Raw genomic sequence first — 20,343 nt, forward strand, 5'->3', positions numbered from 1 at the left:
TACCCCGGTGCCGGTACCGGATCAGTCCCGTTCGCAGACGAAGATCGCCGTGCCGGGGATGAGGTTTCCGCGCAGCGGGGACCAGCCGCCCCACTCCTGGTGGTTCCAGGCGGGCCACTCCGGTTCGACGAGGTCGACCAGCCGGAAGCCCCCGGCCACGACGTCCCGCACCCGGTCGCCCAGCGTCCGGTGGTGCTCGACGTACACGGCCTCGCCCCGTTCGTCCTGCTCCACGTAGGGGGTGCGGTCGAAGTAGGAGGCCGCGACCGAGAGGCCCTCGGGCCCCGGCTCGTCCGGGAACGCCCAGCGGAGCGGGTGCGTCACCGAGAAGACCCAGCGGCCCCCGGGGCGCAGCACCCGGCGCACCTCGCGGAAGACCTGCACGGGGTCGGCGACGAAGGGCACCGCGCCGTAGGCGGAGCACGCCAGGTCGAAGGAGCCGTCCCGGAACGGCAGCACTCCGGCGTCCGCCTCCACCAGCCGGACCGCCTGCACATCGCTGCCGCCGATCCGCAGCGCGTGCTGCAACTGCCGGTGCGAGAGGTCCAGCGCCACCGGGCGGGCGCCCTGAGCGGCGAGCCAGCGGGAGCACTGCGCGGCGCCCGCGCCGATCTCCAGGACGTCCAGGCCGTTCAGCGACCCGGCGGGGCCCAGCAGACCGGCCTCCGCCTCGTCGAGCCCCTCCGGCCCCCAGACGAACCGGTCGTCGCCGAGGAAGGTGCCGTGGTCGCTCTGGTACTCGTCGGCGTTCCGGTCCCACCAGCCGCGACTGGCCCGGCTGCTCTCGGCCTGTGACGCGTCGCGGCGCGTCGCCTCGGGTTCGGCCGGGTAGATCTCTTGGCTCATCGTGTCCGTCGTTGTAGTTTGCCTTCACCCCGCCGCACGCGGTACGTACCTGGGGGTACCTGTGAGTACGGCTCCCGTGCCCATGGATTGTCTCCTGCGGCCGATCTGGCCTCGGGGAACACGAGTTGTGCCGGATATGAGCCGTTGCGCCCCCGGTGTGCGCCTTCGCGCATTGACCGTGCCCGGCTGCCCCCGTATGCTACAAGTTGCGCCGCGAGCCTGCGCGCCTCAGACCTAGCAGGCCGCGCTCGCATCTGTTGTATGTCCCCTCGGTTCGCGAGGCGTCTCCCGTCCAGCGGGTTCGGTGCTTCCGGAGCTGTCCGGCTTCTGCAGAGGTGATACGGGCTCCCGGCGTAGCAGTACCTACGACTCACTGTCCGTACCGGAGCCCTTTCCCACATGACGAGCAGCACCGAGACCACCGCCACCACCCCGCAGGTAGCGGTCAACGACATCGGTAACGAGGAAGCCTTCCTCGCCGCGATCGACGAGACGATCAAGTACTTCAACGACGGCGACATCGTCGACGGCGTCATCGTGAAGGTCGACCGGGACGAGGTCCTGCTCGACATCGGTTACAAGACCGAAGGCGTCATCCCTTCCCGCGAGCTTTCGATCAAGCACGACGTCGACCCGAACGAGGTCGTCAAGGTCGGCGACGAGATCGAGGCCCTGGTTCTCCAGAAGGAGGACAAGGAAGGCCGCCTCATCCTGTCCAAGAAGCGCGCTCAGTACGAGCGTGCCTGGGGCACGATCGAGAAGATCAAGGAAGAGGACGGCATCGTCACCGGTACCGTCATCGAGGTCGTCAAGGGTGGTCTCATCCTCGACATCGGCCTCCGTGGCTTCCTGCCGGCCTCCCTCGTCGAGATGCGCCGTGTCCGCGACCTCCAGCCCTACGTGGGCAAGGAGCTCGAGGCCAAGATCATCGAGCTGGACAAGAACCGCAACAACGTGGTCCTGTCCCGCCGTGCCTGGCTGGAGCAGACCCAGTCCGAGGTTCGCCAGACGTTCCTCACGACCCTGCAGAAGGGTCAGGTCCGCTCCGGCGTCGTCTCCTCGATCGTCAACTTCGGTGCGTTCGTGGACCTCGGCGGCGTCGACGGTCTCGTGCACGTCTCCGAGCTGTCCTGGAAGCACATCGACCACCCCTCCGAGGTTGTCGAGGTCGGCCAGGAAGTCACCGTCGAGGTTCTCGACGTCGACATGGACCGCGAGCGCGTCTCCCTGTCGCTCAAGGCGACGCAGGAAGACCCGTGGCAGCAGTTCGCCCGCACGCACCAGATCGGGCAGGTCGTTCCCGGTAAGGTCACCAAGCTCGTTCCGTTCGGTGCGTTCGTGCGCGTCGACGAGGGCATCGAGGGTCTGGTCCACATCTCCGAGCTGGCCGAGCGCCACGTGGAGATCCCGGAGCAGGTCGTCCAGGTCAACGACGAGATCTTCGTCAAGGTCATCGACATCGACCTCGAGCGTCGTCGCATCAGCCTCTCGCTGAAGCAGGCCAACGAGTCCTTCGGTGCCGACCCGGCCTCGGTCGAGTTCGACCCGACCCTGTACGGCATGGCCGCGTCCTACGACGACCAGGGCAACTACATCTACCCCGAGGGCTTCGACCCCGAGACCAACGACTGGCTCGAGGGCTACGAGACCCAGCGCGAGGCGTGGGAGACGCAGTACGCCGAGGCGCAGCAGCGCTTCGAGCAGCACCAGGCCCAGGTCATCAAGTCCCGCGAGGCCGACGAGGCCGCTGCTGCCGAGGGCGCTGCCGCCCCGGCCGGTGGCGCCCCGGCTGCCTCCGGCGGCAGCGGTGGCGGCTCGTACTCCTCGGAGTCCGCGGACAACTCCGGCGCCCTGGCGTCGGACGAGGCCCTGGCTGCCCTGCGCGAGAAGCTGGCGGGCGGCCAGAGCTGACGCTCTGCACCCCCTCCGGTCGATGATCGACCGCAGTAGTTGAAAAGTGAGGCCCGCTCCCCTCGGGGAGCGGGCCTCACTCGTTTCCGCCGGGCGGCGGTTACGGGGTGACGGTGATGTTGGTCAGGCCCTTGCCGCCGGTCACGGTGTTGCTGCTGTGGACGGTGGTCGGGCAGCCCGTGTTGTAGTTGGTGACGTTGATCGCGAGCTGCTTGTCGCCCTCGGCGCCGGTCAGGTCCGAGGTGTTGTCACGGAAGACGGTGCCGCAGCCCCAGCCGCTCTGCTGGGTATGGGTCTCGTAGCCGTTGTTGGTCGTACGGGAGCCCTTGTTGCCCTCGACGAGCACGTCATCGCCCTTCACGTCGACCCAGGAGTCGTCGTAGTTGGCGCCGGTCAGCCCGCTGCCGTCGAAGGTGTTGCCGATGATCCTCGCCCCGGTGGTGCCCTCCTTGATGTCGACGTTCTCGCCGCCGACCCCCGGGCCGATCGTGTTCCGCAGAATCTGCACCCCGTCGCTCCGGTCGGAGAGATCGCCGGCCGTGCCGACGTAGACGCCCTCGCCCATGCCGCGGCCGTCGTGCCCGGTGTCGTAGATCCGCGAGTTCTTGATGACGCCGTTCTTGCTGGACTTGCGGAAGTGGACGCCCTCCATGTCCAGGTCGTGCACGGTCACCGAATCGATGACGACCCCGGTGGCGGTGTCGGCCATGATGCCCTTCTGGCCGCCGGTGACCGTGATGCCCTCGACGGTCCAGTACGAGGCCCCGTTGAGGTGCAGTCCGTAGCCCCCGCCGGCCGTGAGGATCGCCTTGGCCGAGCCCGTGAGGGTGATCCGGGCGGCAGCGGTGCCGGGGACGGTCGCCTTGAAGTTTCCGGTGTACGTGCCGTCGGCGAGCCGGATGGTGTCGCCGGGGGCGGCGGCGGTGAGGGCGGACTTGAGCTGGGCTGCGGTGCTCACGTCGATGACCGTTGCCGCACCCGCCGTGGTGGCGGAGGCGAGGGCGAGGCCGCCGGTGGCGAGCGCGGTGGCCAGCAGGGCCGGGAGGAGAGTGCGGGTGCGCATGGGGGTGCCTTCCCGTCGAAGGAGTCCGAGGTTCTCGTACGTGAATGTGGGGCGAGTCTCTGAACTTTCTGCCCAGTGACGGTAGGGACGGGGTACCGCGGTGTCAATGTCTGGACCAATGCCGGGCGAGGGTGGACCGGCGGACCGGGTGAACGGAGGAACGCCTGTGTGGTGTACGGGAAACTGACGGCCCGTTGCCCGCCCGCGCGGGGACCCGGTGGCCCGGGACCGGTCGTGAACTCGGCTTCCTCGTCCAGGTGTTCATCGACATGAACTTCAACGCCTGTATCTCCAGAGGGAAGGTGGACGCCCGTCACGGGAGTCCGCCTCGGGAGCCGCGCCCGGGTTCTCACGTCGGATCGGGCATGAACCGGCCGGTGAAAGGGCACAGTCCGGGAATGCATGTGCCCTGCCGGACGTTCTTCTCCAGGAACACGAGGAGGAGCGGTAACCGTGCCTGATCCGCAGAGTTTGTACGAATGGGAGCCGAAAGGCCTGGCCGTCGTCGACATGGCGCTCGCGCAGGAGTCGGCCGGCCTGGTCATGCTCTACCACTTCGAGGGATACATCGACGCGGGCGAGACCGGCGAGCAGATCGTGGACGGCCTGCTCGAAACCCTGCCGCACCAGGTCGTGGCCAGATTCGACCACGACCGTCTCGTCGACTACCGCGCACGGCGTCCGCTGCTGACCTTCCGGCGCGACCGCTGGGCCGCCTACGAGACCCCGACGCTCGACGTCAGGGTCGTGCAGGACGCCACCGGAGCGCCCTTCCTGCTTCTTTCCGGGCCCGAGCCCGACGTGGAGTGGGAGCGCTTCGCCGCCGCCGTCGAGCAGATCGTCGAGCGCCTCGGCGTCCGCCTCGCGGTGAATTTCCACGGGATCCCTATGGGTGTTCCGCACACCCGCCCCGTCGGCATCACCCCGCACGGCAACCGCACGGACCTCATGCCCGGCCACCGCAGCCCCTTCGACGAGGCGCAGGTGCCCGGCTCCGCCGAGGCCCTGGTGGAGTACCGGCTGATGGAGGCCGGACACGATGTCCTCGGTGTCGCCGCCCATGTGCCGCACTACGTCGCCCGCTCCGCGTACCCGGACGCGGCGCTCACCGCCCTGGAGGCGATCACCGCCGCGACCGGCCTGGTCCTGCCGAGCGTCGCCCATGCGCTGCGCACGGAGGCGCACCGCACCCAGACCGAGATCGACCGCCAGATCGACCAGGGCGACGAGGAGCTCGTCTCGCTCGTCGAGGGCCTTGAGCACCAGTACGACGCGGTCGCCGGATCCGAGACCCGGGGCAACCTGGTCGCCGAGCCGGTGGACCTGCCGTCCGCCGACGAGATCGGCCTCGAATTCGAGCGGTTCCTCGCGGAGCGCGAGGGGGACGCCTGACCGCCCCGGCCGCCGGTCACCCCTCGTACTAGGCTGCCGGGCATGCTGAAAGTGGGCCTGACCGGTGGGATCGGCGCCGGCAAGAGTGAAGTGTCACGGCTGCTCGTCGGATACGGAGCCGTGCTGATCGACGCGGACCGGATCGCCCGGGAGGTCGTCGAGCCGGGGACACCCGGGCTCGCGGCCGTCGTCGACGCGTTCGGGGCCGGCATCCTCACCGCCGACGGCACCCTGGACCGGCCGAAGCTCGGCTCGATCGTCTTTGGCGACGCGGACCGGCTCGCCACCCTCAACGCGATCGTCCACCCCCTGGTCGGCGCCCGCTCCGCCGAGCTGGAGCGGGCCGCGGGCCCCGACTCGGTCGTCGTCCACGACGTCCCGCTCCTCACCGAGAACGGCCTGGCGCCGCTCTACGACCTGGTCGTCGTCGTGGACGCGAGCCCCGACACCCAGCTCGACCGGCTCGTACGGCTGCGCGGCATGACCGAGCCCGAGGCCCGCGCGCGGATGGCCGCCCAGGCCACCCGGGAGCAGCGGCGAGCCGTGGCGGATCTGATCATCGACAACGACGGACCGCTGGAGAACCTGGAGCCGCAGGTCCGCAAGGTCTGGTCGGAGCTGACCGGGCGGGCCGCCGAGGCCGGCTGACCCCGGCACCGGCGGTCCGGGCGGGCGTCGGCGTCCGCGGCCGGCCGGCCCCGGCCCGGCATCGGCCAGGACCAGAATACCGGACCGCGCCCGGACGTTGAGGACCCGGTGACGAGTCGAGGACCCGGTGACGAGTCGAGGACTCGGTGACGAAGGGAAGGACGAGAGCGTGCCCGAGAGGACCCCGGAGACCGACGTCATCGACTTCCGCGCGGCCGAACAGCTGTTGGCCGCGCGCGATCCCCGTGGCGCGGTGAAGCTGCTCGATTCGGTGATCGCGGCCCATCCGGAGAACACCGCGGCCCGGCTGCTGCGCGCCCGCGCGTTCTTCGCAGCTGCCCAGCTGCGCCCCGCCGAGCTCGAATTCGAGCTCGTCCTGGAGCGCGAACCGGACAACGCCTTCGCGCACTTCGCGCTGGCCCGCACCTTCGAGCGAGCAGGCCGCACCGACCGGGCCGCCCGCCACTTCCGGCTGGCCGCCGCGCTCGACCCGAACCCGGAGTACCTGAAGGCGGCCCGTTTCCCGGCCCAGGACTGAGGCGACGGTGCCGGGCGGGTACGCGCCCGCCCGGCCCGGTTCAGTGCCCGTACCTGCCGCGTCCGCCGTGGTCGGGTTCGTACGGCGGGATGTCGCGGCCGGGCTGGTAGTGCGGGCCCTGGTGGATGTGGTGCACGATCACCGTCATATCCACCAGGACCAGCAGGAGCAGCAGGCCGCAGGCGGCGGCCCAGCCCGGCCGGCCGGTCAGCGTGAAGGCCGCCAGGCCGAAGACGGCCCAGGCCAGCCCCCATAGACTCAGCCAGAGCCGCAGCCGCAGTGGACTGCGGGCTGTCGTCGGTTCATTCCCGGTACGCATGGCGATCGCCTCTCCTACCAGGATGGACCCGCGACGGCGTTTTGGGACATGTCGACGTCGGACTGAGGGGATCGCGCGTGAACGGCACATCGTGGGAGGACCGCACCGGCCGCAGGTCGCGGGTGCGGGGCTGCCTGTTGGGCGGGGCGATCGGGGACGCGCTGGGAAACCCGGTGGAGTTCCTGTCCCTGGCCGGTATCCGTCGCGAGCATGGGGAGCACGGCGTACAGGGGCTCCTCCCGGACGTGGAAGGGGTCGTCGGACGGGTCACGGACGATACGCAGATGACCCTGTTCACGGCCGAAGCGCTGATCAGGGCCCACGCCAGGGCGGCGTCGAAGGGGATCGGCGGTGCCGAGACCGCGCTCGTACGCAACGCCTACCTGCGCTGGCTGGACACCCAGAACCACCCCGCGCCGCCCGTCGCGGGTGGTGACAACCCGATCCGGACCGGCTGGCTCCGGCGGCAGCCCTGGCTGTACGCGCGCCGGGCTCCGGGCAACGCCTGCCTGACCGGGCTCGCCACCGGCCACGTCCCCGAGCCGACGCACCGGCTCGGTGAGCCCGGCCCCGTCAACACCGGGTCGAAGGGGTGCGGCACGGTGATGCGGTCCGCCCCCTTCGGGCTGGTGGGCCAGGACGCCGAGGAGAGCTTCAGGCTCGCGTACTGGTGCGCGCAGATCACCCACGGCCATCCGACCGGCGCGTACGCGGCCGGGGCCCTCGCCGCGATCGTCGCGCACCTCCTGGAGGGCGACTCGATGGCGGGCGCCGTGCTGAGGGCGATGGAGCTGTTGCGCCGCCACCCGGGGCACGAGGAGACGGCGAAGGCGCTGCGGGCCGCCGTCGACCTGGCCGCGGAGGGCGCGCCGACCGGCGAGAAGGTGGAGACGCTGGGGGCGGGCTGGGTCGCCGAGGAGGCCCTGGCCATCGCTGTGTACTGCGCTCTGGTGCTGCCGGGCGCCGATCAGGTGGCCGGGGCGCTGCTGCTCTCGGTCAACCACTCGGGCGACAGCGATTCCACGGGAGCGGTCTGCGGCAACCTGCTCGGCGCACGCCACGGGGACGTACACCTTCCGCCGTCCTGGCTGGTGGCGACCGAGGGCCGCGCGGTGATCACCGAGGTGGCCGACGACCTGTGCCTGGAGTCTGAGCACGCGGTCGCCTGGCCGGAGGGCCGGTACCCGATGTGCTGAGGGACGGCCGGTACCCGATGCGCTGACGGGCCGACGGCACCCGGTGTGCTGACGGGCGGCCGTCCGCCGCTGGTCGGCGGGGGCACCGCTCGTCGGCACACCGGGTGGTGAGGGTGCGTCAGTCGGTCAGCAGCTTGGTGCGCAGCGCGGCCACCGTCGCGTCGTCGATCTTCAGGCCCTCGCGTACGTAGGTGTCGAAGTCGCCGTACAGGTGGTCCACCTCGTCGAACGCCGCGCGCAGCCAGCTCAGTTCGACGGCCTTCGGGTTGCCCAGGTAGTCGTTGCTGGCGAGGAAGTCCGCCTCGACGGTCTCGCGCGGGACGCCGAGCAGGGTGAGCAGGACGGCGGTGCTCCAGCCGGTGCGGTCCTTGCCCGAGCTGCAGTGGTAGACCGTCGCGCCGGAGTCGTTCGTGGCGACGGCCGTGAGCAGGTCGTGGAAGGCGTAGTCGGCGCCGACGAAGTTGACCATGAACGGGTAGCCGATGGACTGGCCGAGGTCGGACGAGCCGGAGAACAGCCCGGCCGCGATGGCCTCGGCCAGGGTCATCAGGGCCGAGTCGTGGAAGCGGATGCCGTGGCTGAGCGATACCACATCGGCGACCTGGTACTTCACACCGGCGGGCAGCCGGTCCGGGTCGTCGTGCCGCTCCACCGCGTTGCGCAGGTCCACATCGAGGGTGAGGCGCTGGGAGAGCAGCCGCTGCTGTTCGGCGTCGGTGAGGCTGTTGATCTTGTTGGAGCGGTAGACCAGACCCGGGCGCACCCAGCGGCCGTCGGTGGTGCGGTAGCCGCCGATGTCCCGGAAGTTGCGGGCGGAGTCGATCCCGAGCGAACGGTCGGCGACGACGAGCGGGGAGCCGCTGTCCGGTACCAGCCGGAAGTACCAGCGTCCCGTCTCGGCGAGGGCTGCGGCGGGGACGGTCAGTGAACCGGTGCCGGGTGCGGTGCCCACCGGGGTGCCGGTGGTGGCGTCGGGGGAGGTGACGGCGGTGACGGTCACCGATCGGGCGGCGGAGGACCAGGAGATGGTGTAGCCGCCGTCGGCGGCGCGCTTGGCGGTGGCCGCGGTGAAGGGCACGGCGGCGGCCCGCGCCCGGGCCTCGGCGCTCGTCGCGGGTGCGCCGGCCGGTGTGGCGGCGAGGGCGGGCGGTACGAGGACCGTACCGGCGAGCAGGACGGCCGCGACGGCTGCCTGGGTGATGCGGTGCGTGCGCATGGTGCTCCTTGTCTGCATCCCTGTCGGGGGTGGGAGGTGGGGGGTCAGGAGGTGGGGACGGCGGTGCACGGCGTGTTGCCGCAGACATTGATGACACGGCCGGTGGTCAGGAAGGTGGCCTTCTGCTGACGGGCGGCCGACGAGTTGCGGGGGTCGGAGTGCGGGTCGTGGCCGTAACTCGGCACGGTCGGCGGGGTGTTGGTGAGCGGTGGGCTGGGTGTTCCGCTGTCCCACACCGTCATCGCGGAGCCCCGGTGGGGCAGTTGGTCGCGGGTGACGGTCCCGATGCCCCAGTACGGGACGGTGTCCGGGCTGCGGCCCGGTACCAGCGCGGGGGCGATCAGCCGGGCGCCGATGGTGCGCGCCTCCACATCGGCCGCCGCGTTGGCGACCTGGTGGTCCCCGTACGCGATGTGCATCAGCACCTGATGGCGGTCGGTGAGGTGGTTCGCGTACGCGTTGGTCTCGCCGCGGTCCCACACCATCTGGAACAGCTGGAGGACGATCTGCTGGCGCAGCTTGTCCGGGTATGAGAGGTCCAGGACCTGCTGGAACGGGGCGAAGTCGGCGCTGCGGTTGAGGAGCAGGCCGTAGTTCATGCCGGTGACGCCGAGGACCCCGCGCCGGATGTCGGGCGAGGCGGCCACCAGTGCGCCGCCGAGGATTCCGCCCTGGCTGTTCCCGTCGTACCCGATGCCGTGCCGGATGTCGACGAGCGGGCGGCCGTCGCTGTCGCGGAAGGCCGCGTCGGTGGTCAGGCCGTCGCTGTGGATCAGGGCGCGGGCGAGGAAGAGGGCGTTCAGCATGCCCTGTTCGCTGCGTTCGGGGACGGCGGGGAAGAGGTTCGGGTCGGCGAGCGCGCCTAGCACCACGGGTATGTCCTCCTCGGCCATCCCGGTCCAGTCCGTCGCGCAGAACGTGAAATCGTGCTCCGCCGCCATCGCCTTGACGTTGCCCGCGCCGACCTCGGAGCGGCGGCCGAGGAGGCCGTGCCCGTAGAGGGCGGGGTGCGAGGGGGTACGGAAGGCGGCGCGCGGAATCTCGCAGCGGAACGTGGCGGCCTGGGTGTTCGACGGGAGCCGCCGCGGCAGGCCGTCGCGGCCGCGGTGCAGTACGGAGCCGGGCGGGCCGCCGGGCAGGTTCAGATAGCTGGGCACCTCGATCCGGCCGGTCACCTCGCGGGCGATCCGGGGGTCCTGCTCGGCCGTGAAGTCGGTGACCCCGGTGACGGTGAACGCGGGGGAACGGCCGCCGAGCCGGCGGAACGCGTCGTCACGGATGGTGAAGAGATCGCCGGTGAGGCTCTGGGTGCTCGCGACGGTGAAGTCCCAGGCCAGATAAAGCCCTTCGGACCGGACCCCGGACCTGCGCAGCGCCTTCAGGGCCGGGCGGAGCTGATGCTGCCGGGCGTGCAGCGGATGCCCGGCGGGCAGCGGCTTCCCGGCGACGGCGGCGAACGGCTCGGCGGCCGGGACGGTCCGCCCCGCCCCGTCCTTGAGGTTCCGCAGGGCTACGGCGTAGTGGTGACCGTCGCGGAAGTTGCGCGCGGGATGGATCAGCAGGGCCCGGCGCGCGGGGTCGGTGGCGTTGGAGTCCGGCTCCGCCCAGTACGGCCACCGCTCGCCGGTCCGGGTGTCCAGCAGTACGACGGGGGCGTCCGGGGCCAGGGAGCGGCCGATGTCGGTGATGGGGGCCATGCCGGTCGCCGCCTGGTCGAGGCCGGGGACGTGCGCGATCAGGGTCGAGCCGGGGGAGAAGCCGTCGGACCTGTTCCAGGCCGTCGGGTCGATGGGGCGGCCGGCCGTGGCGCGCGGCAGCATGGTGGCGCCGAAGGACACGCGGCGGCCGGTGTCGGTGGCCGGGTCGGGCCGGGTGTACCAGTCGTTCGGGAACGGCAGCAGGCACTCGACGGGCGCCAGCGGGTCGCAGCCGGGCCCGGACGCCCCGGCGGCCCGCGCCGCGGAGGCGTCCGGGACGAGCAGGGCGGCGGCGCCGAGCGCCGCCGCCAGCAGCCCGCGCAGCAGGCGATGGAGCAACTTCGGTCAGCTCCCCTGGAGGTGCGCGCCGATGATGGCGGCGTAGTTCGCCTCACCGTTGCGGTTGGGGTGCAGCGGGGCGGCGGCCGCGGTCGGCACATAGCCCTCGACCCACTTGTCCGACGGGGCCTGGCAGGAGTCGTGGCCCTTGCTGGGCGTGGCCAGATCGATGTACTCGGCCCCGTGCGCGGCGCTCTGCTGGGCGATCACCGCGTTCATCCGGTCGACGCTGCCCTGGAGGAAGTCCGCGTCCACCGGGAGGACTGGCTGCAGCGGCCAGCAGCCGCCGGGCTTGATGTACAGGCCGTACCCCGTGACGACCACCCGGGCCTGCGGCGAACGCTGGTGGATCGAATCCAGTACGGCGCCCAGCTTCGGCGCGAACTCCGCGATGCGCTGCCCCACCTGGTCCACGCCGCCCTCGTTGTACTTCTCCTTGCACGGGGTGGCGTTCGGGTCGAGGGTGGTGCACTTCTGCGCGATGCCGACCAGACCGGCGTCGTTGCCGCCGATGGTCAGCGTCACCAGGTCGGTGTCCGCGCGCAGCGCGTCGAACTGGGGCGGGGCCGAGCCCATCGGGATGTCCAGCAGCGACAGCGACTGCTTCTCGGTCATGTGCTTGGAGGAGGCGCCGCTGCACGTGACGTCGGTCAGCGACGCACCGAGGCGCGCGGCCAGTTCGTGCGGGTAGTTGTGCGTGGAACGGCCGCAGGCCACCGGCCCCGTGATGTCCGGGATGAGCGGTCCCGAGGCCATGGAGTCGCCGAGCGCTACATAGGACGTGGTGTCGTCCGTACCGGCCGCGGAAGCCGGGACCGCACCGGTCCCCACGGCCAGGCCGGCCAGGGCGAGCGCACCCATGATGGTTCTGACGGAACGGCAGATGTCCTTGTTCTGCGGCATGTTCACGGAATCCTCCGACGGTGGTGGGGGGTGAGGGCGGAACGTGGCATGGCGTGTGACGCCGGTCATCATGCAGACTCGACTGCCGTCGTTTAACTGGTGGGTAACGCAGACTTCTGCGGGGGAACTTGTGACGCGTGACAAACGGCCGCTCGTGATCACGGGGGAGCACGGTGTCCCGGGCGGGCCACAGGGCCGGCCGCTGTCCATCGCCGGGCGCCCGGTGGCCGCGCAGCTGCGCGCCCGGGTCCCGGCCCTGACCGGCCGTGTCGTCGCCCGGCTGCTGGCCGATCTGCCGGTCTACGCCGATCTGCCGCACGAGGAGATCTCCGGCGACATCGCCGATATCGTCCAGCACAATCTGCGGCTCTTCGCCGACGTCGTCGAGCACCGCCGCCCCGCCACGGACGCCGAACTCGCCCAGCAGCGGGACTCGGCGGCCCAGCGCGCCGAGGAGGGCGTGCCGCTGGACGCGATCCTCACCGCCTACCAGGTCGGCACGGCGATGTGCTGGCAGGAGACCGCGAAGGGGGCGCTGCCCGGCGATCTCGCCACCGTTCTGGAGATCATGGACCGCATCATGGTCCTCCAGCAGCAACTGACCTCCGCCGTCAGCAGCGCGTATCTGGAGGCCCGGCAGATCCTCGACAGCCAGGAACACGGGGGCCGGCACGCCTTGATGGCCGCCCTGCTGACCGGTGAACCCCTGGACCGCTTCGCCCACCGCACCGGGCTGCGCCCGGCTGCCCGCTACCTCACGATGACGCTCGCGCTCGGCCCGCACCCCGACGAGCTGAACCAGTTACCGGGGCCGGGGGCGGGCGTCGCGGCCCGGCGCAAGATCCGCCGGGTCCGCACGGCCCTCGACCACTTCGCCGGTACGCCGGCGCTCACCGCCCTCGACGCCTCCGGCGGCACGGTGCTGCTGCCCGTCGCCGAGCCGCCGCCGTGGCACGGACCCGGCGGTCTGTGCGAGCTGATCGAGGAGGCGACCCGGGCCGCCGGTGTCCCCATCACCGCCGCCACGGAGACCGCCGGACCGGAGGCGGTGCCGGCCGCCGTGGCGCGCAACACCGAGATCGTCGACCTGGTCGCCCGTACCGGCCGGCCGCCCGGCCTGTACCGGCTGGCCGATGTCCTGCTCGAATACCAGCTCAGCCGGCCCAGCGAGGCCCTGCGCGGGCTCGCGCAGCTGCTGCGGCCGCTGGAGGCGAAGCCGGAGCTGCTGCGCACGCTGGAGACGTATCTCGAACTGGGCCTGGACCGGCGGGCCACCGCGGCCGCCCTGCACATCCACCCCAACACCGTCGACTACCGAATCCGCCGCATCGACCGGCTGACCGGGCTCTCCCCGGCCCGCCCGGCCGACCTCCAGCACATCAGTGCGGCACTGGTCGCCCGTCGTTCGCTGTGAACAGGAACAGGAACAGGAACAGGAACAGGAACGGGAACGGGAACGGGAACGGAACCATCGTCAACGACCGTACGTTCGTCCATACATGAGCGGACAACTGGTGCGTGAGGGATATTCAGGGACGGGGCCCGGCGCGATCACCCCGGACGGGTGCGCGGTCGAGCTGTACAGACGGCTGCCCGTCCGTGACGAACCGGACGTGATCGCGGCGGCCGTGCCCGCCGGGGCAAGCATTCTGGAACTGGGCTGCGGCGTGGGCCGGGTGACCCATCCGCTGATCGAGCGCGGCTTCGAGGTCACCGCCGTGGACGAATCGGCTCAGATGCTGGAGCAGGTCCGCGGTGCCCGCACCGTGCGGAGCCCCATCGAGTCGCTGGACCTCGGCGAGGAGAGGTTCGACGTGGTGATGCTGGCGTCGTTCCTGGTGCACGCGAGCGAGGACCGGGTGCGTGACGGGCTGCTGCGGACCTGCCGCAAGCACGTCAAGGACGGCGGCGTCGTGCTCTTCCAGCGCGAGGGCGCCGACTACCGCACGAACCTGCCGAGGGAGAGGACCTATCCGGACGGATATCCGGGCGGGTACACCGTACGGATCGTCTCGGCCCAGCCCGTGGGGGACGGGGTGGACTCGGTGCATGCCGAGTACATCTTCGACGACGCGCGATGGACCCAGACGTTCCGGTCGCGGGAGCTGTCGAAGGAACAGTTCGAAGGGCATCTGGCGGCGGCGGGCCTGGCCGTCGACCGGTATCTCACGGACGACGGAATATGGGTGCGCGCCGTGCCCGCGTAGCCGCCGGACCGTGGTCGACCGAACTCGGTTGTCCGGTCAGTGGACCGTGCTGTAGCTGCGCCACGGCAGCGCGGAGAGCCCGTTGACATCGCTGAGCTTCGTCGCGAGGTACGTCGTCCCCGGGCCGGTGCAGTCGCGTGTGCGGTACAGGATGATGTCGACCAGGGTGTTGTTGTTCACCGCCGTGGCGCCCGAGGGGGCGAGGCGGTGGCAGCCCTTCACGGACGGGCTGTTGACCATGATCACGGCGCCCCGCCCCGTCGTGTAGGTGATCGGCCCGACCGCGGTCCGGCCGAGTCCGGAACAGCCTGCGACGGTGAGGGTCAGGAGCGCGGTCCCGGCTGCGATGCCGAGGCGGCGGCTTCGGTGAGCGATCACGGGCATGGGCGGGTCCTCGTCTACGGAGTACGTGCTGACGCCGGAAACCCTGCCCCCTCGCCGGTGCCCCGGCATCCGGTGCGCGGCCGGGCGGGGGAGGGCCGCGCAGGGCGGGGGCCCGTCCGTGTTCCTATTGATTGAGACTGGGCATACCGTGGTAACAGCGGCTGATTCATATGATTCGTGAGGTTCACGGAATTCGTTTGATTCAGTCGCATTCAGTCAGTTTTCGGCTTTCAGGGGGCCGACATGGTCCAGGATCTCGTGATCGCGATAGTGGCGGCGGCCTCGGTGGGCACGCTGTACCTGGCTGCGGCGGCCAAGGTCGTCAAGCAGTACGAGCGGGGCGTCGTGCTGAGGCTCGGCAGGCTTCGTGACGATGTACGGGGACCCGGGTTCACCATGGTGATCCCCGGCATCGAGCGGCTGCGCAAGGTCAACATGCAGATCGTGACGATGCCGGTGCCGGCGCAGGACGGGATCACCCGGGACAACGTGACGGTGCGGGTGGACGCGGTCATCTACTTCAAGGTCGTCGACGCGGCGAGCGCCGTGATCCAGGTCGAGGACTACCGGTTCGCGGTGTCGCAGATGGCACAGACCTCGCTGCGGTCGATCATCGGCAAGAGCGATCTGGACGATCTGCTGTCCAACCGCGAGAAGCTGAATCAGGGTCTGGAGCTGATGATCGACAGCCCTGCGGTCGGCTGGGGCGTGCAGATCGACCGGGTGGAGATCAAGGACGTCTCGCTGCCGGAGACCATGAAGCGCTCCATGGCCCGCCAGGCCGAGGCCGACCGTGAGCGGCGGGCCCGGGTCATCAACGCGGACGCCGAGCTCCAGGCATCGAAGAAGCTCGCGGAAGCGGCGGGGGAGATGTCCGCCCAGCCGGCCGCGCTCCAGCTGCGCCTGTTGCAGACAGTGGTGGCGGTCGCGGCGGAGAAGAACTCCACGCTGGTGCTGCCGTTCCCGGTGGAGCTGCTCCGCTTCCTGGAGCGGGCACAGCAGCCCGCACAGCAGCAACAGCCGGCGCCCGGACAGCAGCAGCTTGCGCCCGGGCAGCAACAGCAGACGCCCAGGCAGCAGCAGCCGGCGCCGCCCCCGCAGAGCGCCGCCGCCAAGCCGCAGCGGCAGACGCAGCCGCAGCGCCATGCACAGGCGCCCCGTCCTGCCCCGCCGCAGCGCCCCGCCCAGGCCCAGCGCCCGGCCCAGCCGCGATCGCCGCAGCCGTCGGCCGCGGCGCCCGCGCCCATGCCCGCGCCACCGCCCCCGGCGCCCGCGCCCATGCCCGCGCCACCGCCCCCGGCCGCTGTTCCCGCCCGGCCCTCGCGTCCGAAGCCGCTGGCCAAGCACTGAGGACCGGTTGTCAGACCCCCCGCCTAGACTCGCAGGAGTCATGAGGATCAAGGCGATCAAGAGGATCGGCGCGGGAGGGGAGGGGGACCGATGACCACGGCACAACAGCAGCAGGACGCCTCCGCCATCCGTCTCCTGCGCTCTGCCGCCGTGTTCCTGCCCGCGCCGCTGCCGAGGGACGGGAGCGTCGCCTTCTGGGATCCCGCCGGCGGCCTCCTCCCGGAGCCGGGCGACCTCTGCGCACACCCCGTGGACCCGGGGAGTCCGGCACCCGGTGTGCGCACGGCGGAGATCACCGTCGTCCGTAGGCACGGGCAGGGCGACGGCGTCCGCCGGCACACGGTGCCCTCGGTGCTGCTGCCCGTCGTCGATGCGCTGCCGCTGCTGATGCGGGCCCGGTACCAGGAGTCCGCCCACCCCGCCACGCGCTGCTGGGGCGCCGCCGCGTTCCAGGCGCTCAACCTGGCGGCGCGCGGCAGACTGCTCCCCGGTCTGACGGGCGACGACCACGACGCATGGCGGGCCGGGCCGCGCGACGCCGAGGACATCGCCCATCTCCGGGCGATCGCCGCCGCCATGCCGGCCGAGGGCCACGCGGTACCGCTGCCGGATCTCACCCCGCTCCGGCTCCCCGACCCCCGGTGGCTGCTCGGGTCCTTCCTCGACGCGGTCGCCGACACCCTGCCCCGTACGCCCGCGGCGGCGTACGCGATGGGCGCGCCCTTCGCGGCCCGCGAGGCCCAGCACCTGCCCGGAGCCCGTGACTGGGCGGTCGAGGTCGCGTCCGGGCTCGACGCGGGTGTACGGGTGTCGCTGCGCCTGGACCTGTCGGCGTACGAGCTCTTCGACACGGCCGGTACGTACGACACCTCCGATGCCACCGGTCCCGACGGGGCCGACGCCTCCGGCCCCGGCGCCGCGCGGCACGCCGCCGCGGCCGTCACCCAAATACACAGCCTCGCCGACCCGACCTACGTCACCGATGCCGCCGCGCTGTGGAACGGCGGGGCGGGCGAGCCGTTCGGCCCGCGCGCCAGGATCGACGCCGTCCTCGCCCTGCGCCGGGCCGCCCGCGTCTGGGCGCCTCTGGAGCGACTGCTCGACCAGCCGGTGCCCGATGTGCTCGCCCTCGCGGAGGACGAGCTGTACGAGCTGCTCGGCGATGCAGGAGCCCGGCTGGCGGCGGCCGGGGTGAGCGTGCACTGGCCCAGGGAGCTGGCCCGTTCGCTCACCGCCTCCGCCGTCGTACGGCCCGCGCCCGGCTCGGCCACCGACGGCACCTCGTTCTTCGACGCCGAGCAGCTCTTCGCCTTCAACTGGCAGTTGTCGCTGGGCGACGACCGGCTCACCGAGGCGGAGATGGACATACTCGCGGAGGCCCACCGCCCGGTGGTGCGGCTGCGGGACCAATGGGTCGTCGTCGACCCCGCGCTCGTACGCAAGGCACGCAAGCGGGAGCTCGGCCTGCTCGATCCGGTCGATGCCCTCGCCGTCGCCCTGACCGGCACCGCCGAGGTGGACGGCGAACAGGTCGACGCAGTGCCCGTAGGAGCGCTGGCCGCGCTCCGCGAGCGCATCACCGCCGACCACACGACCATCGCCCCGCCGCCCGGCCTCGACGCCACCCTCCGCGATTACCAGCTGCGCGGCCTGGCCTGGCTGGACCGGATGACCTCGCTCGGCCTCGGCGGCTGCCTCGCCGACGACATGGGCCTGGGCAAGACGATCACGCTCATCGCCCTCCACCTGCACCGCGCCCGCCCCGAGCCCACCCTCGTGATCTGCCCCGCCTCCCTGCTGGGCAACTGGCACCGGGAGATCAGCCGCTTCGCTCCCGGTGTCCCCGTGCGCCGCTTCCACGGCACCGACCGCACCCTGGCCGGGTCCGGCGGCGGCTTCGTCCTCACCACGTACGGCACGATGCGTTCCAGTGCCGCGCAACTGGCCGGCCACAGCTGGGGCCTGATCGTCGCCGACGAGGCCCAGCACGTGAAGAACCCCCAGTCCTCCACGGCGAAGGCGCTGCGCACCATCCCGGCCCCGGCCCGGGTCGCCCTCACCGGCACCCCGGTGGAGAACAACCTCTCCGAGCTGTGGGCCCTGCTCGACTGGACCACCCCGGGGCTGCTCGGCCCGCTCAAGGCGTTCCGGGCCCGGCACGCCCGCATCGTCGAGAACACCGGCACGGCCGCCGGGCTCGCCAACGACGAAGCGGTCGAACGGCTCTCCCGCCTGGTCCGGCCCTTCCTCCTGCGCCGCAAGAAGTCCGACCCGGGCATCGCCCCCGAGCTGCCGCCCAAGACGGAGACCGACCACCCCGTCTTCCTCACCCGCGAGCAGGTCACGCTCTACGAGGCGGCGGTCCGCGAGACGATGGCGTTCATCGAGGCATCGGAAGGCATCGCCCGCCGCGGCCTGATCATGAAGCTGCTGGCCGCGCTCAAGCAGATCTGCAACCACCCCGCGCAGTATCTGAAGGAGGAGCCGACCCGCCTCGTCGGCCGTTCCGGAAAGCTCGCCCTGCTCGACGAACTCCTCGACACGATCCTCGCCGAGGACGGCTCGGTCCTGATCTTCACCCAGTACGTGACGATGGCCAGGCTCCTCTCCGCCCACCTCGCCTCGCGCGGCGTCCCCTCCCAGCTCCTGCACGGCGGCACACCGGTCGCCGAACGGGAACGGATGGTGGACCGCTTCCAGTCCGGCGAGGTCCCGGTCTTCCTGCTCTCCCTCAAGGCGGCGGGCACCGGACTGAACCTCACCAGGGCCGCCCACGTCATCCACTACGACCGCTGGTGGAACCCGGCCGTCGAGGAACAGGCCACGGACCGGGCGTACCGCATCGGCCAGACACAGCCCGTCCAGGTGCACCGGCTGATCGCGGAAGGCACCGTCGAGGACCGGATCGGCGAGCTGCTGGAGGCCAAGCGGGCGCTGGCCGACACCGTCCTCGGGACCGGCGAGGCCGCGCTGACCGAGCTCAGCGACCGCGACCTGGCCGATCTCGTCTCGCTCCGGAGGCCGGCATGAGCCCCCGCCCGCACACCGGCCACGACCCCCGGCCCGTCGCCCGCCCGCGCCCCGGCCCCGACGACCTGCGGCGCACCTTCGAGGCCGTACCGCCCCGCACGGGGGACGGCGACGAACCTTTCGCGGACAGCTGGTGGGGCCGTGCCTGGGTGGCCGCTCTGGAAGCCCTCTCGATGGACGAGGCCCGGCTCTCCCGCGGCCGCACGTACGCCGACAGCGGCAAGGTCGCCGCGATCACCGTCACCCCCGGCCGGGTCGTCGCCTACGTCCACGGCAGCCGGCCCCGCCCCTACCGCTGCGAACTGCGGCTGCGGACCCTCGCCGACCCCGACTGGGACACCTTCCTCGACGCGGTCGCGGCCCGGCCCGGCCACCTTGCCGCGCTGCTCACCAAGGAGATGCCGCACTCGCTGGCCGACACGGCGGCCGAGGCCGGCATCGCACTGCTGCCCGCCGCGGGGGACCTCGACCCCGGCTGCTCCTGCCCCGACCACGGCTGGCCCTGCAAGCACGTGGCCGCGCTCTGCTACCAGATGGCGCGACTCCTGGACACCGACCCGTTCGTCCTCCTGCTGCTGCGCGGCCGGGGCGAACGGGAACTCCTCGAAGAGCTGGGCCGCCGCAACGCCGCCCACTCCGCGCGGGAACGCCCCGCAGCCCCCTCCACCCCCTCCGTGCCGGCCCGCGAGGCCCTCGCCGGCCGCTATCTCCCGCCGCTCCCCGCCCCGCTCCCGGTGCTGCCGCACCCCGCGCAGCCGCCCTCGTACCCGAGCCTGCCCGGCGCACGGGACCCGCTGGCCCTCGACCACCTCGCCACGGACGCGGCGGCCCGCGCGCACGCGCTCCTCACCACCGGCCTCGACCCGCTCGCCGGACTCACCCCCTGGCAGGACGCGGTACGGCTGGCAGCGTCCCGCCCCACCGCCGGGCTCACCGCCACCACCCGCGCCCTCTACCGCGAGCTGGCATACGCCACCGGCCGCACCACCACCGACCTGGCCCGTGCGGTCGCGGCCTGGCGCCAGGGCGGTGCCGGAGGGCTGGCCGTCCTCGAAACCCCCTGGGACCCCCCGGCCGGCCCCTTCGACCGGGCCCGTCCCGCGCTCGCGGCCGCCGGTTTCCCCCGCTTCCAGCCTCGGCGCAACCACCTCACCCATCCCGGTGGCACACTCCAGCTCCGCTTCGGCCACGACGGCCGCTGGTACGGCTACGAATCCGAGCCGGGCGAGGACGACTGGTGGCCCCGCGCCATTCCGGACACCGATCCGGTGAGCGCGCTCGTGGAGCTCAGCGGGGGCTGAGTC

The 20,343-nt window shown here is 71.8% G+C and carries 17 protein-coding genes; 10 read left to right on the plus strand and 7 right to left on the minus strand.

The genetic code is table 11. From position 1 onward, the window contains the following. Positions 1 to 21: 21 nt before the first annotated feature. Positions 22 to 846, minus strand: coding sequence for a class I SAM-dependent methyltransferase (locus ACFYY7_RS04245; protein ID WP_388656754.1), 825 nt, complete (start codon positions 844 to 846; stop codon positions 22 to 24). Between the two features lie 399 nt (positions 847 to 1,245). On the opposite strand from ACFYY7_RS04245, the gene rpsA reads away from it, so the two are divergent. Next, positions 1,246 to 2,757, plus strand: a complete 1,512-nt coding sequence (rpsA, locus tag ACFYY7_RS04250) for a 30S ribosomal protein S1 (protein WP_072483117.1) — start codon at positions 1,246 to 1,248, stop codon at positions 2,755 to 2,757. 100 nt (positions 2,758 to 2,857) lie between these two features. Here the strand turns inward: rpsA and ACFYY7_RS04255 are convergent, their stop codons facing one another. Continuing rightward, complete coding sequence (locus ACFYY7_RS04255) at positions 2,858 to 3,820, minus strand: right-handed parallel beta-helix repeat-containing protein (RefSeq protein WP_388656757.1); 963 nt, start codon at positions 3,818 to 3,820, stop codon at positions 2,858 to 2,860. Between the two features lie 453 nt (positions 3,821 to 4,273). On the opposite strand from ACFYY7_RS04255, the gene ACFYY7_RS04260 reads away from it, so the two are divergent. The 3 genes from ACFYY7_RS04260 to ACFYY7_RS04270 all read left to right on the plus strand — a co-directional run bounded on the left by ACFYY7_RS04260 (position 4,274) and on the right by ACFYY7_RS04270 (position 6,398). Continuing rightward, positions 4,274 to 5,212 (plus strand): PAC2 family protein, encoded by a 939-nt coding sequence (locus tag ACFYY7_RS04260; RefSeq protein WP_351255448.1) that lies wholly within the window; start codon positions 4,274 to 4,276, stop codon positions 5,210 to 5,212. A 42-nt stretch (positions 5,213 to 5,254) separates the two neighbouring features. Beyond that, complete coding sequence (gene coaE / locus ACFYY7_RS04265) at positions 5,255 to 5,860, plus strand: dephospho-CoA kinase (RefSeq protein WP_388656760.1); 606 nt, start codon at positions 5,255 to 5,257, stop codon at positions 5,858 to 5,860. Positions 5,861 to 6,029: 169 nt separating this feature from the next. Next, the gene (locus ACFYY7_RS04270; protein WP_266736563.1) at positions 6,030 to 6,398 is read left to right on the plus strand and encodes a tetratricopeptide repeat protein; all 369 of its coding nucleotides are present in this window, start codon (positions 6,030 to 6,032) and stop codon (positions 6,396 to 6,398) included. A 40-nt stretch (positions 6,399 to 6,438) separates the two neighbouring features. Here ACFYY7_RS04270 and ACFYY7_RS04275 read toward each other — a convergent pair whose 3' ends face one another. Further along, on the minus strand, positions 6,439 to 6,717 hold the full coding sequence (locus ACFYY7_RS04275) for a DUF6343 family protein (protein WP_351255443.1): 279 nt from the start codon (positions 6,715 to 6,717) through the stop codon (positions 6,439 to 6,441). Positions 6,718 to 6,794: 77 nt separating this feature from the next. Here ACFYY7_RS04275 and ACFYY7_RS04280 point away from each other — a divergent pair, with 77 nt between their 5' ends. After that, entirely contained in the window at positions 6,795 to 7,913 is a 1,119-nt protein-coding gene (locus ACFYY7_RS04280) for an ADP-ribosylglycohydrolase family protein (protein ID WP_388656764.1), read from the plus strand. A 118-nt stretch (positions 7,914 to 8,031) separates the two neighbouring features. On the opposite strand, the gene ACFYY7_RS04285 is transcribed toward ACFYY7_RS04280, so the two are convergent. Genes ACFYY7_RS04285 through ACFYY7_RS04295 form a run of 3 tightly spaced genes read right to left on the minus strand, consistent with a single transcriptional unit; the run spans position 8,032 to position 12,068 of the window. Next, positions 8,032 to 9,129 carry a tyrosine-protein phosphatase gene (locus ACFYY7_RS04285; protein ID WP_388656767.1) on the minus strand — a complete coding sequence of 366 codons (1,098 nt, stop codon included), beginning with the start codon at positions 9,127 to 9,129 and terminating at the stop codon, positions 8,032 to 8,034. A 44-nt stretch (positions 9,130 to 9,173) separates the two neighbouring features. Then, the gene (locus ACFYY7_RS04290; RefSeq protein WP_388656770.1) at positions 9,174 to 11,165 is read right to left on the minus strand and encodes a hypothetical protein; all 1,992 of its coding nucleotides are present in this window, start codon (positions 11,163 to 11,165) and stop codon (positions 9,174 to 9,176) included. A 6-nt stretch (positions 11,166 to 11,171) separates the two neighbouring features. Beyond that, positions 11,172 to 12,068: an SGNH/GDSL hydrolase family protein gene (locus tag ACFYY7_RS04295; RefSeq protein ID WP_388656773.1), complete on the minus strand. Its 897-nt coding sequence runs from the start codon at positions 12,066 to 12,068 to the stop codon at positions 11,172 to 11,174. Positions 12,069 to 12,270: 202 nt separating this feature from the next. Here ACFYY7_RS04295 and ACFYY7_RS04300 point away from each other — a divergent pair, with 202 nt between their 5' ends. Next, the gene (locus ACFYY7_RS04300; RefSeq protein WP_388657122.1) at positions 12,271 to 13,482 is read left to right on the plus strand and encodes a PucR family transcriptional regulator; all 1,212 of its coding nucleotides are present in this window, start codon (positions 12,271 to 12,273) and stop codon (positions 13,480 to 13,482) included. An 85-nt stretch (positions 13,483 to 13,567) separates the two neighbouring features. After that, positions 13,568 to 14,275 carry a class I SAM-dependent methyltransferase gene (locus tag ACFYY7_RS04305; RefSeq protein ID WP_388656776.1) on the plus strand — a complete coding sequence of 236 codons (708 nt, stop codon included), beginning with the start codon at positions 13,568 to 13,570 and terminating at the stop codon, positions 14,273 to 14,275. Between the two features lie 36 nt (positions 14,276 to 14,311). Here ACFYY7_RS04305 and ACFYY7_RS04310 read toward each other — a convergent pair whose 3' ends face one another. Beyond that, positions 14,312 to 14,659, minus strand: coding sequence for a hypothetical protein (locus ACFYY7_RS04310; protein WP_388656779.1), 348 nt, complete (start codon positions 14,657 to 14,659; stop codon positions 14,312 to 14,314). A gap of 243 nt (positions 14,660 to 14,902) precedes the next feature. Between ACFYY7_RS04310 and ACFYY7_RS04315 the strand changes: the two genes are divergently transcribed. From ACFYY7_RS04315 to ACFYY7_RS04325, 3 genes are all read left to right on the plus strand, one after another. Beyond that, positions 14,903 to 16,009, plus strand: coding sequence for a slipin family protein (locus ACFYY7_RS04315; protein ID WP_388656781.1), 1,107 nt, complete (start codon positions 14,903 to 14,905; stop codon positions 16,007 to 16,009). Positions 16,010 to 16,099: 90 nt separating this feature from the next. Further along, positions 16,100 to 19,039: a DEAD/DEAH box helicase gene (locus ACFYY7_RS04320; protein WP_388656783.1), complete on the plus strand. Its 2,940-nt coding sequence runs from the start codon at positions 16,100 to 16,102 to the stop codon at positions 19,037 to 19,039. After that, on the plus strand, positions 19,036 to 20,340 hold the full coding sequence (locus tag ACFYY7_RS04325) for an SWIM zinc finger family protein (RefSeq protein ID WP_388656786.1): 1,305 nt from the start codon (positions 19,036 to 19,038) through the stop codon (positions 20,338 to 20,340). The genes ACFYY7_RS04320 and ACFYY7_RS04325 overlap by 4 nt, the downstream gene beginning before the upstream one ends. The last annotated feature ends 3 nt before the right edge of the window (positions 20,341 to 20,343 follow it).

The organism is Streptomyces sp. NPDC001933, from assembly GCF_042890955.1.
In the GTDB taxonomy this organism is placed as follows: Bacteria; Actinomycetota; Actinomycetes; order Streptomycetales; family Streptomycetaceae; genus Streptomyces.